Origin of the sequence: Leifsonia sp. SIMBA_070 (assembly GCF_046534635.1) — a bacterium.
Taxonomy (GTDB): domain Bacteria; phylum Actinomycetota; class Actinomycetes; order Actinomycetales; family Microbacteriaceae; genus Leifsonia.
Genome location: NZ_JAWRYK010000001.1, coordinates 2,090,408 through 2,106,551, shown reverse-complemented (window position 1 = coordinate 2,106,551; position 16,144 = coordinate 2,090,408). Strand labels below are relative to the sequence as shown.

At 70.8% G+C, this 16,144-nt stretch carries 13 protein-coding genes; 8 read left to right on the top strand and 5 right to left on the bottom strand.

The window, feature by feature from the left end:
* The first annotated feature begins 173 nt into the window (after positions 1-173).
* The gene (locus SB754_RS09935; protein WP_410782161.1) at positions 174-635 is read left to right on the top strand and encodes a hypothetical protein; all 462 of its coding nucleotides are present in this window, start codon (positions 174-176) and stop codon (positions 633-635) included.
* Positions 636-639: 4 nt separating this feature from the next.
* On the opposite strand, the gene efeB is transcribed toward SB754_RS09935, so the two are convergent.
* Genes efeB through efeU form a run of 3 tightly spaced genes read right to left on the bottom strand, consistent with a single transcriptional unit; the run spans position 640 to position 4,069 of the window.
* A complete protein-coding gene (gene efeB / locus SB754_RS09930; protein ID WP_410782160.1) occupies positions 640-1,992 on the bottom strand; it encodes an iron uptake transporter deferrochelatase/peroxidase subunit in 1,353 nt (450 codons plus the stop codon).
* Positions 1,989-3,170, bottom strand: coding sequence for an iron uptake system protein EfeO (gene efeO / locus SB754_RS09925; RefSeq protein WP_410782159.1), 1,182 nt, complete (start codon positions 3,168-3,170; stop codon positions 1,989-1,991). Before efeO ends, efeB begins: the two co-directional genes overlap by 4 nt.
* Before the next feature lie 35 nt (positions 3,171-3,205).
* The gene (gene efeU, locus SB754_RS09920) at positions 3,206-4,069 is read right to left on the bottom strand and encodes an iron uptake transporter permease EfeU (protein ID WP_410782158.1); all 864 of its coding nucleotides are present in this window, start codon (positions 4,067-4,069) and stop codon (positions 3,206-3,208) included.
* Between the two features lie 98 nt (positions 4,070-4,167).
* Here efeU and SB754_RS09915 point away from each other — a divergent pair, with 98 nt between their 5' ends.
* From SB754_RS09915 to SB754_RS09900, 4 genes are all read left to right on the top strand, one after another.
* A complete protein-coding gene (locus SB754_RS09915; RefSeq protein ID WP_410782157.1) occupies positions 4,168-4,557 on the top strand; it encodes a hypothetical protein in 390 nt (129 codons plus the stop codon).
* Between the two features lie 38 nt (positions 4,558-4,595).
* On the top strand, positions 4,596-4,916 hold the full coding sequence (gene fdxA, locus SB754_RS09910; protein ID WP_121261659.1) for a ferredoxin: 321 nt from the start codon (positions 4,596-4,598) through the stop codon (positions 4,914-4,916).
* 2 nt (positions 4,917-4,918) lie between these two features.
* On the top strand, positions 4,919-6,037 hold the full coding sequence (gene dapC, locus SB754_RS09905) for a succinyldiaminopimelate transaminase (RefSeq protein WP_410782156.1): 1,119 nt from the start codon (positions 4,919-4,921) through the stop codon (positions 6,035-6,037).
* 220 nt (positions 6,038-6,257) lie between these two features.
* Positions 6,258-7,556 (top strand): citrate synthase, encoded by a 1,299-nt coding sequence (locus tag SB754_RS09900; protein ID WP_410783299.1) that lies wholly within the window; start codon positions 6,258-6,260, stop codon positions 7,554-7,556.
* A gap of 119 nt (positions 7,557-7,675) precedes the next feature.
* Here the strand turns inward: SB754_RS09900 and SB754_RS09895 are convergent, their stop codons facing one another.
* A complete protein-coding gene (locus tag SB754_RS09895) occupies positions 7,676-10,273 on the bottom strand; it encodes a penicillin acylase family protein (protein ID WP_410782155.1) in 2,598 nt (865 codons plus the stop codon).
* A 150-nt stretch (positions 10,274-10,423) separates the two neighbouring features.
* The gene (locus tag SB754_RS09890; protein WP_410782154.1) at positions 10,424-11,047 is read right to left on the bottom strand and encodes a TetR/AcrR family transcriptional regulator; all 624 of its coding nucleotides are present in this window, start codon (positions 11,045-11,047) and stop codon (positions 10,424-10,426) included.
* A gap of 134 nt (positions 11,048-11,181) precedes the next feature.
* Here SB754_RS09890 and SB754_RS09885 point away from each other — a divergent pair, with 134 nt between their 5' ends.
* Genes SB754_RS09885 through SB754_RS09875 form a run of 3 tightly spaced genes read left to right on the top strand, consistent with a single transcriptional unit; the run spans position 11,182 to position 16,135 of the window.
* Positions 11,182-12,789, top strand: a complete 1,608-nt coding sequence (locus SB754_RS09885; RefSeq protein WP_410782153.1) for a carboxyl transferase domain-containing protein — start codon at positions 11,182-11,184, stop codon at positions 12,787-12,789.
* 5 nt (positions 12,790-12,794) lie between these two features.
* Positions 12,795-14,933, top strand: a complete 2,139-nt coding sequence (locus SB754_RS09880) for an acetyl/propionyl/methylcrotonyl-CoA carboxylase subunit alpha (RefSeq protein WP_410782152.1) — start codon at positions 12,795-12,797, stop codon at positions 14,931-14,933.
* On the top strand, positions 14,930-16,135 hold the full coding sequence (locus SB754_RS09875; RefSeq protein ID WP_410782151.1) for an acyl-CoA dehydrogenase family protein: 1,206 nt from the start codon (positions 14,930-14,932) through the stop codon (positions 16,133-16,135). The genes SB754_RS09880 and SB754_RS09875 overlap by 4 nt, the downstream gene beginning before the upstream one ends.
* Positions 16,136-16,144 lie beyond the last annotated feature (9 nt).

Here is a 16,144-nt window from a genome sequence, read left to right as displayed (position 1 = left end):
CGGCGCCCGGACGGATCCGTTCCGTCCGGGCGCCGTTCCCGTTTCCGGGGTCGTTTCGCCGAGGTGCACCTTGTTGCGCACCTCCACGGCGTGTCACCCGCAACACGGTGCACTTCGGCGAATGGAGGGATCGCGCAACCCGGGCGCGGATGGCGGGCGGGAGAATGGGAGGCATGAAACGTCGTCTGCTCGCGGTCCCGGTCCTCGCTGTGCTCCTCCTCGGCGCCGCTCCCGCCCTCAGCGGGTGCAGCTTCCAGAGCGTCGTCAAGGACGTGTCCGGCGGCAACGTCGACGTCGGCGGGACGAACATCCCGTCCGACTTCCCGAAGGACGTGCCGCTCGCCAGCGGCGACGTCGTGTTCGCGGCCGCGCTCGGCTCCGGCGACGACAAGGTGTGGAACGTCACGGTGAAGGTGCCGGGCGGGGAGGCGTATACCGGCATCGCGAAGCAGCTCACTGACGCTGGCTTCAGCGGTGACTTCGGTGCCCAGGGGTCGAACGGCGGGGGGACCGGCACCTTCAGCAACGGCACCTACGGCGTGCTCGTCGTCGTCACGGACGCCGGCAGCAACGGCTGGGTCGCCAACTACTCGGTCTCGAAGGGCAAGGCGCCCAGCCCGTCACCGACCCCGTAAGGACCTACGCGAACAGCCCCGCCCCGACGAACGACCCGTCCTTCGCCCCCGGCGGCACCGCGAACACTCCCGATGCCACGTGGCGGAGGTACTCGTTCATCAGGTCGTTCCCGGCGAGTCGCTGCTGGATGGGGATGAACTGCTTCCGCGGGTCCCGCTGGAACGCGATGAAGAACAGCCCGGCGTTGAGCCGGCCCAGCTCGTCGTTGCCGTCGACGAAGTTGTAGCCGCGGCGGAGCAGCTGCGCGCCGTCGTTCATGGTGGGATGCGCGAGGCGGACGTGCGAGTCGGGGTCGATCTTCGTGCCGCCGTCCTTCGCCAGCGCGAGGAAGTTGGGCGTCGTGAACTCGCTGCCGCCGGAGAGCGGGGCGCCCTCGCCCTTGTCGCGGCCGACGATGCGCTCCTGCTCGCCGAGCTGCTGCCGGTCCCAGGTCTCGATCATCATGCGGATCTTGCGCGCGACGAGGTACGAGCCGCCGGCCATCCACCCGGCGCCGTCGCCGCCGGACGCCCACACCTGGTCTTCGACGACCGACTGGTCCTCCGACTTGATGTTGGCGGTGCCGTCCTTGAAGCCGAACAGGTTGCGCGGGGTCGCCTGCGCGCGCGAGGTGGAGGAGGTGCGGCCGAAGCCGAGCTGCGACCAGCGGATGGCGGCGCGGCCGAAGGCGATCCGCGACAGGTTGCGGATGGCGTGCACGGCGACCTGCGGGTCGTCGCTGCACGCCTGCACGCAGAGGTCGCCGCCGCTGATCGCGTCGATGAGCGCGTCGCCGGGGAAGCGCGGCAGGTCGACGAGCGCTTCCGGGCGGCGGGAGGCGATGCCGAAGCGGTCCTCGCCCGCGGCCGTCCGGAACAGCGTCGGACCGAAGCCGAACGTGAGCGTCAGACCTCCGGGGGGCAGGTCGAGCGCCTCGCCGGTGTCGTCCGGGGGAGCGTCGGAGGGTCCCGAGGCAGGCCCGTACTTCCCGGCCGGGCGGCCCTGCGTCATCCGGGCGGCTGCGACCGTCCAGTCCTGAAGCAGCTCCATCAGGCCGGCGCGGTCGAGTCCGGGCGACGTGTCGAAGGCGGCGAAGTGGAGGCGGTCCTGCGCGGGCGTCGTGATGCCCGCCTGGTGGGCGCCGTAGAAGGGGTAGGTGGTGGAGGCCGGAGCGGTGGCGCCGAGCACCGCGCGGTCGGCGGCGACGCCCGCGCCGATGCCGACCAGCCCGGCGCCGACGGTCGCGCCGGCGATCCCCAGCATCCCGCGGCGGGACAGGCCGGGGCGGGAGTCGGACGGACGCGCCGGGCGCGCCGGACGACCGGAGGCCTCCTCCACCTCCGGGAGCCCGGCCTCCTCGCTGGGGTGCTGCGTCACTTGACGATGATCGAGGTCAGCCGGCTCAGCGGCTCGCTGAGCGCGTTGACCTGGTCGGAGAGCTCTTTCACCTGGTCGGTGCTGAGCGTGGTGTAGCTGACGAAGCCGTCGCCGCTCTTGTACTGGGCGAGGGTCTTCGCGACGGTGGCGAACTCGCTGTCGAGCTTGCTCACCACATCAGCGCCCGCGCCGCCCTTCTTCGACGCGAGGTCGCGCACGACGCCGTAGGCGACCTGGGCGCCCTCCAGGTTGGCCTGGAAGTCCTCCAGGTCGGTGTGCGAGAACGCCTCCTCCTCGCCCGTGATCTTGGAGCCGGCGACCTCCTCCATCAGGCCGATCGCGCCGTTGGAGATCTGGTCGATGGTGAGGGTGAAGCCCTTCGCGTGAACCAGGTCGTACAGCTTCTGCGTGTCGGCGACCAGCTGGTCGGCCAGCTGCGTCCGGGTGGCGGCGTCGGCGGGGGTGTAGCCGGCCGGGGCCCAGAGGTCCTTCTCGATGCGGTGCCAGCCGGTCCACGTCTGGCCCTGCGCGAGGTCGGCCTCGCGGAGGTCGAGCGCCGGGTCGAGGTCGCCGAACTGCTCGGCCGTCGGCTCGATCCGCTCGTAGTAGGAGCGGGCCGAGGCGTACTGGGACCGCGCTCCGGCGTCGTCTCCTCCCGCGTACGCGGCGGCGAACGCCTTGGTGGCGGTGAGCAGCGCGCCCGACTGGTCCTTGACGTAGCCGGTGTAGTCGCTCACGGCCTGCGCGACCTGCTTGCTCTCGCTCTGGGAGACGGTCGTGCCGGAGCCCGCGGTGACCGTGAACGCGGCGACGTGCGTAGGGTTGCCGACCATGCCCTTCCGGCAGGCCGAGAAGTAGTCGCCCTGTTCGAGCTGCACGACGTAGTTCACGGTCGTCCCCGGGCCGATGTTCTCCTTCTCGCCGACGATACGCAGCTTGTCGGTGGCGAGCAGCTCGAACTCGTTCACGTCGGCGCCGGTGTTGGTCACCTGGAAGGTGATCGGGCCGGCCTTCGCCGTGTTCGTCGACACCGTACAGGCCGTGTCGGACAGCGTCACGGCGATGGCTTCTGCGGTCGCGTCGGCCTTGTTGGGGACGCAGCCGGTGAGCGCGAGCGCCAGGGCGGCGGCTCCGGCGACGGTCCCGGTGACGGCGGCGAGCGGACGGAGTCGGGGCATGGGTGTGCTGTGCTTTCTCGGGAGGGTGACGGGCGTCAGGACGCGATCGGCGTGTGGGCCGCGGCGGACGGTTTCGGTGCGGCCGCGGCCGGCTTGCCCGAGGCGCGGTGCTGTCGGACGTAGAAGAAGCCGACGACGGCGAGGTAGGCCACCCAGCCGACGACCTGCAGCCAGGTCGGCGACGGGTTGAAGTTGAGGATGCCCGCGGCGAGCGTCCCGTACCAGCTCGAGGAGGGGATGAGCCCGCTGATGTCGTAGGCGTGCGCGCCGCCTCCCGGGATCAGTCCGGCCTCCTGGAGGTCGCCGAGCCCGTACGCGAAGACGCCGGCGGCGACGAGGATCAGGAAGGCCCCGGTCCAGGTGAAGAACGCGCCGAGGTTGATCTTGACGATGCCCCGGTAGAGCAGGAAGCCGAGCACAGCAGCCGTGAGCAGGCCGAGCAGTGCGCCGACGGCGGGCTCCCAAGTGCCTCCGGTGCTCGCGACCGTCGCCCAGACGAAGAGCGAGGTCTCGATGCCCTCGCGGCCGACGCTGAGCATGGCGAGCAGGATGACGCCCCAGCCCGCGCCGACGAGCGCCGAGTCGAGGCGGTTGTGGAGGGTGGACTTCATGGTGCGGGCGGCCTTGCCCATCCAGAACACCATCCAGGTGACGAAGCCGACCGCGACGAGCGAGAGCGAGCCGCCCAGGATCTCCTGCGCCTCGAAGCTCATGCCGTAGGGGCCCCAGGTGAGCGCTGCGCCGATGCCGAGCGGGACGACGAGGGCGATGCCGACGCCGATCCACAGCTTCGAGAGCACGTCGGACCGGCCGACCTTGACGACGTAGGCGACCAGGATGGTGACGATGAGCGCCATCTCCAGGCCTTCGCGGAGGCCGATCAGATAGTTCGCGAGCACGGGGGACCTTGTCGATATCGGGGGAGGAGGTTGGTAAGGCTAACCTTACCCATCGAGCGTATGACACGACCCGGAAAGTGTCCAGCTAGGATGCGAGAATGCTCAGCCGGATCGTCAGTGGCATCCTCCTTGTGCTCACGGGCGCTGTATTCGGCGCGATCGGCACGATCGCGCACCAGAGCTCCGTGACCTGGGGCATCCCCATCCCTCTCGGGCTGATCGGCGCGCTCCTCGCGTTCGCCGCGCTGCTCGTCGGGCTGCGGCTGCTCGGACACAGCCGCCTGCCCGCGCTGCTGGCCGCGCTGGGCGCGATCGCGGTCATCCTGCTCTTCACCCAGCAGAGCGCCGGCGGCTCGGTGCTGATCCCGAACAACCTCGCCGGGCAGATCTGGCTGGTCGGGCCCATCCTGATCGCGGCTGTCGCCGTCGCCTGGCCGGACGTGCGCGGACGCCGCTCCGCGGACTCCACCCCTGGCGCGACGGCATAAGCTAGCAGGGTAGCTCTCGTGAAGGGATCCGAACCACTGTGACCTATGTCATCGCTCTCCCGTGCGTCGATGTCAAAGACAGGGCCTGTATCGACGAATGCCCTGTCGACTGCATCTACGAGGGCGAACGGTCGCTGTACATCCACCCCGACGAGTGCGTCGACTGCGGCGCCTGCGAGCCCGTCTGCCCGGTCGAGGCGATCTACTACGAGGACGACCTGCCCGAGGAGTGGAAGGACTACTACCGCGCCAACGTGGAGTTCTTCGACGACATCGGTTCACCGGGCGGCGCCTCGAAGGTCGGCGTGATCCAGAAGGACCACCCGGTCATCGCCGCGCTGCCTCCCCAGGCCCACTGACGATGGCGCTGCAGGAGCTCCCGGACTACCCCTGGGACCTCATGGCGCCGTACGCCGAGCAGGCACGCGCCCACGCCGACGGCATCGTGGACCTCTCGATCGGTTCGCCGGTCGACCCGACGCCCGATGTGATCCGGGAGGCGCTGGCACGCGCGACCGACGCCCACGCCTACCCGCAGACGGTCGGCACGCCGGCGCTCCGCGAGGCCATCGTCGACTGGTTCGGGCGCCGCCGCGGCGTCCGCGGGCTGACGGTCGACAACGTGCTGCCCACCATCGGCTCCAAGGAGCTCGTCGCCCTGCTGCCGTTCCTGCTGGGGCTGGGGGAGGGCGACATCGTCGTGCACCCGCGTGCCGCCTACCCGACGTACGCCATCGGCGCCGCGATCGCCGGCGCGACTGCGGTGGCGGAGGACGACCCGGCCGCGTGGCCGGAGGGGACGCGCCTGGTCTGGCTGAACTCGCCCGGCAACCCGGACGGCCGCATCCTGTCGGTCACCGAGCTGCGGGCCGCCGTCGCACGCGCCCGCGAGCTCGGCGCCTACATCGCGAGCGACGAGTGCTACGCCGAGCTCGGCTGGGACGCGCCGTGGGATGCCGAGCGCGTGCCCAGCATCCTCGACCCCCGGGTGATCGGGCAGAACCGGCAGAACGTGCTCGCCGTCTACTCGCTCAGCAAGCAGTCGAACCTGGCGGGCTACCGCGCCGCCTTCGTGGCGGGATGCAGTGCGAACATCGCGCGGCTGGTGAACGTCCGGAAGCACGCCGGCCTGATGCTTCCCGCCCCGCTGCAGGCGGCCATGGTCGCCGCCCTGGGAGACGAGGATCACGTGGAGGCGCAGAGGGCCCTGTATCGCGCGCGGCGCGAGGTGCTGAAGCCCGCGCTCGAGGCGGCCGGGTTCCGGATCGACCGCAGCGAAGGCGGCCTGTACCTCTGGGCGACCGAGGGGCGCGACGCCTGGGAGAGCATCGGCCGGCTCGCGAGCATCGGCATCCTCGCCGGGCCGGGGCACTTCTACGGCGAGTTCTTCCCGCAGCACGTCCGGCTGTCGCTGACGGCGACCGACGAACGCGTGGCGGCCGCAGCCGACCGGCTGCGCGCCTTTGGAGACTCCCTCTAAGGGCTTCCCGGGCCCTTTGCCCGATGCCACAGTTGTCGCTGAGGTTCGTTAGGCTGTATCGGCAGGCCGCCCACCGGGGGGATCTGACGCAGCGCTGCCACAACCGGCGCGCCCATCGACCAGCCATTAGGCGACAATCCCACCAGGAGGCGTTGTGAGCGGACTCGGCACCGAGAGCACGGGCACCGAGAGCACGGGCACCGAGAGGGCGGAGGCCCCGGTGGAGCCGGCGACGGCTCAGCCGGAGACGGTGACGGCGTCGCTCAGCTACCCGGGCGGCACGGCCGAGTTCCCGGTCCGGCCGAGCGTCGACGGCGCGTCGAGCATCGACTTCTCGACGCTGACCAAGCAGACCGGGTTCACCAGCCTCGACTACGGCTTCGTCAACACGGCCGCCACGCGCTCGTCGATCACGTACATCGACGGCGAGCAGGGCATCCTGCGCTACCGCGGCTACCCGATCGAGCAGCTGGCCGAGAAGTCCACCTTCCTCGAGGTGGCGTGGCTGCTCATCCACGGCGAGCTGCCGTCCGAGAGCGAACTCGCCGACTTCGACGAGCGCATCCGCCGCCACACCCTCCTGCACGAAGACCTGCGCCGCTTCTTCGACGCGCTCCCGCACGACGCGCACCCCATGTCGGTGCTGTCGAGCGCGGTGTCGGCGCTGTCGACCTTCTACCAGGACTCGCTCAGCGTCAGCGACCCGGAGCAGGTGGAGCTGTCGACCATCCGCCTCCTCGCCAAGCTGCCCGTGATCGCGGCGTACGCCCACAAGAAGAGCCTCGGCCAGGCCTTCCTCTACCCGGACAACTCGCTGAGCTTCGTCGACAACTTCCTGCGGCTCAACTTCGGCACGCTCGCCGAGCCGTACGAGGTGAACCCGGTGCTGTCGCGCGCGCTGGAGCGCCTCCTCATCCTCCACGAGGACCACGAGCAGAACGCGTCGACCTCGACGGTCCGCCTCGTCGGCTCCACCCAGGCGAACCTCTTCGCATCGGTCTCGGCCGGCATCAACGCCCTCTACGGCCCGCTGCACGGCGGCGCCAACGAGGCGGTGCTGCAGATGCTCGCCGGCATCCGCGACTCGGGCGAAAGCGTCCAGAAGTTCGTGGAGCGGGTCAAGAACAAGGAGTCCGGCGTCAAGCTGATGGGCTTCGGGCACCGCGTCTACAAGAACTTCGACCCGCGCGCCCGGCTCGTGAAGCAGTCGGCCGACGAGGTGCTCGAAGCCCTCGGCGTGCATGACCCGCTGCTCGACATCGCGAAGGAGCTGGAGGAGGTCGCGCTGGCCGACCAGTACTTCATCGACCGCAAGCTCTACCCGAACGTCGACTTCTACACGGGCGTGATCTACAAGGCCATGGGCTTCCCGACGCGGATGTTCACCGTCCTGTTCGCCATCGGGCGCCTTCCCGGCTGGATCGCGCACTGGCGCGAGATGAATCTCGACCCGCAGACGAAAATCGGCCGTCCGCAGCAGCTGTACGTCGGCTCGCCGGAGCGCACGCTCGACCGCTGACCCTCCCGCCTCTCCCGCCCTCTTCCGCCCTCCTCCCGCCGAGTGGTGACATGATGTCGCCACTAGGCCCGGATTCGAGCATCCACTCACCAGTCGATCCAGTGGAGGCGGATGCGCGGTCAGCGGGGCGGGCGGAGGGTGAGGGTCTGGGTGGCGGCGGCGCGGATGGCGGCGGCCGAGAACGCCCAGGGGCGCGTCCGGCCGGTGGCCCACAGGTCCGTCTGGTCGGTGTAGTGCGCGTCGAACGCGTGTCCGGAGGCTCCGGTCAGGTTGACCCAGGTGCTTTTGTCGAAGTCGCTCATGTCGACCACCATCCGCATCGACGGGAGGCGGTCGACGGTGAACCCGACGGTGGCGTCCCAGCCGGTCGCATCCACGACGCTGGAGCCGCCCCCGACGTGCCACGGTCCGCGGTTGAACAGCCACTCGACGGGAGCGACGCCCGACTCGCCGAGGCTGGCGTTCTTCAGCGTCAGCGTGTGGAGGGTGTCCCAGCGCCACGACGCGGGGTCGCCGCCGAGGAGGGTGCGGGTCTTGCCCCACGCGCGGTCGGCCGCGTAGGCGATCATCGAGTCACGGTCGGTCGTCCCCAGGTCGGAGTCGACCCACCACGCCGAGTCCGGCTGCGAGAGCAGCGACTGCACGACGGCGAACCAGCGGTCTCCCCCGGTCGGGGCGGTGCCGGCCGGGAGCTTTCGGCCGAACATGTCGTGCAGCAGCTCCTTCCAGAACACGGCGAAGTACGCGGCCGCTGCGCTGTCGCCGGTGTCCCGGTGGTCCCAGCCGTCGAGCAGACGCCCGGCCTGCTGCAGGTCGCTGGATGCGGTGGGACCTGTGGCGACCTTCTGCAGCACCGGAGCCAGGTTCGCCGCGTTGGCGTCATAGGTGTCGCCCTGGGTGGCCGACATGTCCGCAGCGGTGACTTTCTTGTCCTGACCGAACAGGCGAGCCAGCCGCAGCTCGATCTGGTTGGCCCGGTAGCCGTGGTCCCAGTCGGCCGTGAGCAGCACCGGGTAGGCCGGTCCCACCGCCGCGTTGTTGGCGGTGACGATGTAGCCGGCGGGAGGGTCGAGGACCGACGGCAGCTGGTCGAACGGGATGGTGCCCGTCCACCCGTAGCGGCTGGTCCATCCCGGCATCGGCATGGTGCCGTCGCCCCCGGCCCTGACCGGGATGAGGCCCGGCGCCTGGTAACCGATGTGCCCGTCTACGTCGGCGTAGACCAGGTTCTGCGACGGCACCTGGAACTGCTCCGCGGCTGCCCGGAAGCCCGCCCAGTCGCGAGCGGCGTCGAAGGCGAAGATCGCGTTCGCGGTCTTCCCCGGGGTCAGCGCCGTCCAGGCGAGCGAGAGCTGGTACTGCTGAGCGGGAACGCCCAGCTTGCCGGCCTGGTCCTTCGCGATGACGGCATAGTCGTCCCCGATGTCGGTGACGATGGGTCCGTGCAGAGTCGACCGGACGGTGATCGTGACGTCCGCGCCGCCGGCTACGCGGATCCGCTCTGTGCGCTTCTGCAGCGGCAGCTGCTTGCCGTCGTACTCGTAGGTGTTGCCGGTGACCTTCTCGACGAACAGGTCGGCGACATCCGGACCCAGGTTGGTGAAGCCCCAGGAGATGCGGTCGTTGTGCCCGATGATGATGCCAGGGAACCCGGAGAAGCTGAAGCCGGCCACGTCGAACGGGCAGGCGGCGTTCACCGTCTCGCAGTGCAGCCCCATCTGGTACCAGACCGAGGGGAGGGCGGCACCCAGGTGCGGGTCGTTCGCCAGCAGCGGCTTGCCGCTCGCGGTGTGCGATCCGGCCACCACCCAGGAGTTCGAGCCGATGTCGTCACCGGCCGGGCCGATCAGCTGAGGGAGGGCATCCACACTGGCCGCGACCTGCTCCAGCTGGGAGGCGTACGCCGCCGGGTCCGTCGACGAGGCCGAGGACGCGTCGGCGGCCGCCGTCGCGCCCTGTTTCGCGTCCGGCGTGACCGTGCGCGGGTTGCCGCCGCCTTGGTCGGTGATCGTCGGGTGGGTGCTGTACGGGTAGCGGGGGTGCAGCTCCGCGATCTGCTGCGGCTTCAGCTTGGTGGCGAGCAGCGCGCGGTCGATCTCGTCGTCGAGGTTGGACCGCAGGTCCCACGCCATCGCCTTCAGCCACGCCACCGAGTCGGCGGGCGTCCACGGCTCCGGCTTGTACGACGGGTTCTGCAGCCCCAGTACCGCGTACTCCAGCGACAGTTCGGCGCCCGAGTGCGACGTCAGGTAGGCGTTCACCCCATCGGCGTAGTCCTGGTAGTAGCGGAGCGACGTCGGGTCGAGGAGCTTCACCTCCTGCTCGGCCACCGTCCGCCAGCCCAGGGTGCGGATGAACGTGTCCGTCGGCACCTGGCTCGCCCCGAACATCTCCGACAGCCGGCCGGCTGTGACATGGCGGCGGAAGTCCATCTCCCAGAACCGGTCCTGCGCGTGCACGAAGCCCTGCGCCCGGAAGAGGTCGTCGGCCGTGGAGGCCGTGAGCTGCGGGACGCCCGCGTCGTCGCGGGACACGGTCACCGGCTTGGTGAGGCCGGGCACGTCCACCGTCCCGGACGTCTGCGGGAACGACCGGGTGACCGTCCAGATCCCGACACCACCGGCGATCACGACGAGCACGAGCAGAACCGCGACGACGAGACCGACGACCCGCAGGACCCGGTGGTGCCGTCTCAGCCGGGGGGTGTCGTCGCCCACATCGCTCCTTCGTCGGGCCGGTGCCGCCGTTCCTTGGGACTGTAGCCCATGCAGGTGACGGAGCGTCGCCGAGGGCCGACTGGTGAGTGGATGCTCGAAGCCGGGCCGAGTGGCGACATCATGTCACCACTCGACGGGAAGAGCAGGCGCTCAGGCGGAGGTCAGCGCGGCCCAGGCCATCCGCTCGAGGACGGGGCGGACGGCGTCGGGCGCGACCTGCGCGGAGCCGATGCGGGCGGTGTGCGGAGTGGAGTTGAGGAGGCCGAACGTGCCCTGCACCCGCACGCGCAGCTCGTCGTCGGTGAGGGAGGGGTGCAGCTCGCCGAGCACGCGCATCCACACCTCGACGTAGCGGCGCTGCAGTCGCCGCACCTGGCGGCGGGCGGGATCGGGGAGCGCGTCGAGGTCGCGGTCCTGCACGCGGATGGTGTCCGGCTCGCCGAGGGCGAAGTCGATGTGGAAGCCGATCAGCGCGCGCAGGGCGTCGTCCGCGCCGGGTCCGGCCTGCTCCACGTCCTGACCGCCGGCGAGGAGGCGCTCGGAGACGCCGACGAGCAGCGCCTCCAGCACGGCCTGCTTGGAGGAGAAGTGGCGGTAGACGGCGGGTCCGCTGACGCCGACGGACGAGCCCAGGTCTTCGATCGAGACGCCGTTGAAGCCGCGCTCGGCGAACAGTGTCGCGGCGGCGGCCAGGAGCGCCGCCCGGCGGTCGGCCTTGGCCTGGCTGCGCTGGGTGGGCCGCTCCAGGGGAGTGGCGGGTCCGGTCTGGGTCATCGTCCTCGGTGCTGTCTGTGTCCTCGGTGCTGTCTGTGTCCTCGCCGCAGCGCTGGACTTTTCGGTTAATGAACACTAACCTAAAAACCGAGTTAGTGACCACTAACCGACTGTCGATGACGACACGGAGCAGAATGCCGACCCTGACCAGCGAGGCGTCCGCCACGGACGCCCGGTTCGAGCAGAACGACGCGGCCCAGCGCGAGCTGGTGGCCGACCTCCGACGACGGCTCGCGACCGCCGCGGCCGGTGGCCCGGAGCGGGCCCGCGAGCGGCACATCGCCCGCGGCAAGCTGCTGCCCCGCGAGCGCATCGACGCCCTCCTCGACGAGGGGAGCCCTTTCCTCGAGCTCGCACCGCTCGCCGCCACCGGGATGTACGGCGACGAGAGCCCCGCCGCCGGCGTCATCGCCGGCATCGGCCTGGTCGCCGGCCGTCACGTGATGGTGGTCTGCAACGACGCGACGGTCAAGGGCGGCACGTACTACCCGATGACGGTCAAGAAGCATCTCCGCGCGCAGGAGGTGGCCCTCGAGAACCGGCTGCCCTGCATCTACCTGGTGGACTCGGGCGGCGCCTTCCTCCCGATGCAGGACGAGGTGTTCCCCGACCGCGACCACTTCGGCCGCATCTTCTACAACCAGGCCCGGCTGTCCGCCGCCAAGGTCCCGCAGATCGCCGCCGTGCTCGGCTCCTGCACCGCGGGAGGCGCGTACGTGCCGGCGATGAGCGACGAGACCGTGATCGTCCGCAACCAGGGCACGATCTTCCTGGGCGGCCCGCCGCTGGTGAAGGCGGCGATCGGGGAGGTCGTGACGGCCGAGGAGCTCGGCGGCGGCGACCTCCACGCCCGCACCTCCGGCGTCGTCGACCACCTCGCGGAGGACGACGAGCACGCGCTGTCCATCGTCCGCGACATCATCGCCACCCTTCCTGCGCCGGCCGCTCCGGCCTGGATGGTTCGGCCGACCCAGGAGCCGGCCGCCGACCCCGCCGAGCTGTACGGCGTCGTCCCGGTGGACGTGCAGGCGCCGTACGACGTGCACGAGGTCATCGCCCGGATCGTCGACGGCAGCGGCTTCGAGGAGTTCAAGCCCGAGTACGGGACGACGCTCGTGACCGGTTTCGCCCGCATCCACGGGTATCCCGTCGGAATCGTCGCCAACAACGGCGTGCTCTTCAGCGAGTCGGCGCTGAAGGGCGCCCACTTCATCGAGCTGTGCGACCAGCGCGGCATCCCGCTGCTCTTCCTGCAGAACATCTCGGGTTTCATGGTCGGCCGCGACTACGAAGCGGGCGGCATCGCCAAGAACGGCGCCAAGATGGTCACCGCCGTCGCCACCACCCGGGTGCCGAAGCTGACGGTCGTCATCGGCGGTTCCTTCGGCGCCGGCAACTACTCGATGTGCGGCCGCGCGTATTCGCCCCGCTTCCTCTGGATGTGGCCGGCGGCCCGGATCTCGGTGATGGGCGGCCAGCAGGCCGCAAGCGTGCTCGCGACCGTCAAGCGCGACCAGCTCGAAGGGCGCGGCGAGGAGTGGCCCGCCGACGAGGAGGCCGCGTTCCGCGCCCCGATCGCCGCGCAGTATGAGGAGCAGGGCAACCCCTACTACTCGACCGCCCGGCTCTGGGACGACGGCGTCATCGACCCCGCAGAGACCCGCACGGTGCTCGGCCTCGCCCTCGACGTCGTCTCGCGCTCGCCGCTCCCTGACACGGCCTTCGGCCTCTTCCGGATGTGACCGCGATGACCGCCACCCCCTTCCGGACCGCGCTCGTCGCCAACCGCGGCGAGATCGCGTGTCGCGTCATCCGCACGCTCCGGCGTCTCGGCATCCGCTCTGTCGCCGTCTACAGCGACGCGGACCGGGATGCGCCGCACGTCCCGCTCGCGGACGTCGCCGTCCGCATCGGTCCCGCGCCCGCGCGGGAGAGCTACCTGAGCGTCGACGCGATCGTGGAGGCTGCGCGGCGCACCGGCGCCGAGGCCGTCCATCCCGGGTACGGCTTCCTGTCCGAGAATCCGGCGCTCGCCGAGGCGTGCGAGCGCGCCGGGATCGTCTTCGTGGGCCCGGGGGTTCACGCGCTGGAGGTCATGGGCGACAAGATCACCGCGAAGCACGCGGTGGCCGAATACGACGTGCCGACCATCCCGGGGATCGCCGAGCCGGGACTGACCGACGAGCAGCTGATCGCCGCGGCGGCCGACATCGGCTATCCGGTGCTGGTCAAGCCGTCGGCGGGCGGCGGAGGAAAGGGCATGCAGGCCGTGTCCGCTGCCGGCGATCTGCCCGAGGCGCTCCGCACGGCACGCCGCGTCGCTGCCGCGGCGTTCGGCGACGACACGCTGTTCCTGGAGCGGCTGGTGTCCTCCCCGCGGCACATCGAGGTGCAGGTGCTGGCGGACCGCCACGGCGGCATCGTCCACCTGGGGGAGCGCGAGTGCTCGCTGCAGCGCCGCCACCAGAAGGTCGTCGAAGAAGCACCGTCTCCGCTGCTGGACGCCGCCACCCGCGCGCGCATCGGCGAGGCCGCCTGCCGGGTCGCCGCCAGCGTCGGCTACACGGGGGCCGGCACGGTCGAGTTCCTGGTGTCGGCGGAGTCGCCGGACGAGTTCTTCTTCATGGAGATGAACACCCGCCTCCAGGTCGAGCATCCCGTCACCGAGTTGGTGACCGGGCTGGACCTGGTCGAGCAGCAGCTGCGGATCGCCGCGGGAGAGCCGCTCTCCTTCGGGCAGGACGACGTTCACCTGCGCGGCCACGCCGTGGAGGCCCGCGTCTATGCGGAGGACCCGGAGCGGGGCTTCCTGCCCGCCGCCGGTCGCGTGCTCGCCTTGCGCGAGCCGTCCGGCGAGGGCGTGCGGGTGGACAGCGGGATCGCCGCCGGCATCCCGATCGTCACCGACTACGACCCGATGCTCGCCAAGGTCATCGCCTGGGGCGACGACCGGGCGGAGGCGCTGGCGCGGCTGCGTGCGGCGCTCGCCGGCACGAGCATCCTCGGCTCGGCCTCCAACGTCTCCTGGCTGGTCGACCTCATCTCGGACGAGGACGTCGTCGCCGGACGGATGGACACCACGCTCATCGACCGGCGGTTCTCCGAGCGCTCGCCCGAGCCGGCCGGCGAGGACGAGCTGATCGCGGCGGCGCTGCTGGCGCATGCGGAGCGGTGGGAGGAGGGGGCGTCGCTCGTCTCGTCGCTGTGGGGGACCCCGTCGGGATGGCGGCTCGGCCGCGCGCGCCCCGTCCGGTACGACGTCGACGGCGTCACGGTGACCGTCACCGGGCCGCCCGACGCCGCCCAGGTGCGCGTCGCGGACGGCGCGGCGGTGGCCGCCTCCCTCCGACTCCGCGCTCCGCAGCGCGCCGGAGAGCCGGCCGTCGCCCTCCTCGAACTCGACGGGAGCACCATCCGCTTCGACACGGCCCGCGACGGCGCCACCGTGTGGCTGGCCCGTGACGGCCGTGCCCGTCCGCTCCGCCTCCGCGACCGCGCCGAGCGGCTCGCCGCGCGCCTCGCCGCCCTCGACCTCGGTGACGCCGCCGCGCATCCCGAGCTCCGCTCGCCGATGCCCGGCACCGTCGTCGCCGTGCCCGTCGCCCCTGGGGCCTCCGTCGAGGCCGGCGACACCGTCGTCGTGGTCGAGGCCATGAAGATGGAGCACCGCCTCGTCGCCCCCGTGGCCGGGACCGTCACGCTCCACGTCGCCCCCGGCGACCTCGTCCGCCTCGACCAGCTGGTCGCGCGCGTAGACCTCCCACCCACCGACCTCCCACCCACCGCCGAGTCCGCACTTCTTGCACACGACACGCCGTCGGAGCGTGCAGAAAGTGAGGACTCGACGGTGGGCGGGATCAGCAGCCCAGAGAGAGGAACACCATGAGCATTCAGCTGGAGAGCCGAAGCGACACCGAGGTCGCCGGATACGGGCTCACCGAGGAGCAGAGCCGCCTGCGCGACCAGGTGCGCGACTTCGCCGACACCGTCGTCGCTCCCGCCGCCTACGAGTACGACACGAAGCGCAGCCTCCCGTACGAGATCATCGCCGAGATGGGGCGGATGGGCCTGTTCGGCCTCCCGTTCCCGGTCGAGTACGGCGGCCAGGGCAAGGACTACCTGTCCCTCTGCCTCGCGGTCGAGCAGCTCGGCCGAGTCGACCAGTCGATCGGCGTGACCCTGGAGGCGGGCGTCGGGCTGGGTGCGATGCCCATCTTCCGCAGCGGCTCCGAGGAGCAGAAGCAGCAGTGGCTGCCGATGCTCGCCCGCGGTGAGGCGCTCGCCGGCTTCGGCCTGACGGAGGCGGAGGCCGGCTCCGACGCGTCCGGCACCAAGACGACCGCCGAGCTGCGCGACGGCGAGTGGGTGATCAACGGGACCAAGCAGTTCATCACGAACTCCGGCTCCGACATCACCCGGCTGGTCACGATCACCGCCGTCACCGGCGAGCAGCGCCGTGCCGACGGCTCCATGAAGAAGGAGCTCTCGGCGATCATCGTCCCGTCGGGCACGCCCGGTTTCGTCGCCGAACCGGTGTACGACAAGGTCGGCTGGCACACCTCCGACACGCACCCGCTGACGCTCACCGACGTGCACGTTCCCGAGGAGAACCTGCTGGGGGAGCGCGGCCGCGGCTACGCCAACTTCGTCCAGACCCTGGACGAGGGCCGCGTCGCCTTCGCCGCCCTGTGCACGGGCGCCGCAGAAGGCTGCCTGGAGGAGGCCATCCGCTACGCGAAGAGCCGCAACGTCTTCGGCCGGCCGATCGGATCCAACCAGCACATCGCCTTCAAGATCGCCCGGATGCAGGCCCGCGTGCAGACCGCGCGCCTCGCCTACTACGACGCCTGCTTCAAGCTGATGGCCGGCAAGCCGTTCAAGATGGAGGCCTCCATCGCCAAGCTCGTCGCCAGCGAGGCCGCGATAGACAACGCCCGCGACGCGACCCAGATCTTCGGAGGCTACGGCTTCCTCAACGAGAACCCGGTGGCGCGGCACTACCGCGACTCGAAGATCCTGGAGATCGGCGAGGGCACGACCGAGGTGCAGCTCATGGTGATCTCGCGCGCGCTCGGCTTCACCGCCTAGCCTGACGGG

Coding starts and splice junctions, on each gene's coding strand:
- SB754_RS09915 (WP_410782157.1), top strand. CDS start 4,168: ATGCTCAGCCGGATCGTCAGTGGCATCCTCCTTGTGCTCACGGGCGCT.
- SB754_RS09890 (WP_410782154.1), bottom strand. CDS start 11,047: ATGACCCAGACCGGACCCGCCACTCCCCTGGAGCGGCCCACCCAGCGC.
- SB754_RS09875 (WP_410782151.1), top strand. CDS start 14,930: ATGAGCATTCAGCTGGAGAGCCGAAGCGACACCGAGGTCGCCGGATAC.
- efeO (WP_410782159.1), bottom strand. CDS start 3,170: ATGCCCCGACTCCGTCCGCTCGCCGCCGTCACCGGGACCGTCGCCGGA.
- SB754_RS09885 (WP_410782153.1), top strand. CDS start 11,182: ATGCCGACCCTGACCAGCGAGGCGTCCGCCACGGACGCCCGGTTCGAG.
- SB754_RS09935 (WP_410782161.1), top strand. CDS start 174: ATGAAACGTCGTCTGCTCGCGGTCCCGGTCCTCGCTGTGCTCCTCCTC.
- dapC (WP_410782156.1), top strand. CDS start 4,919: ATGGCGCTGCAGGAGCTCCCGGACTACCCCTGGGACCTCATGGCGCCG.
- SB754_RS09880 (WP_410782152.1), top strand. CDS start 12,795: ATGACCGCCACCCCCTTCCGGACCGCGCTCGTCGCCAACCGCGGCGAG.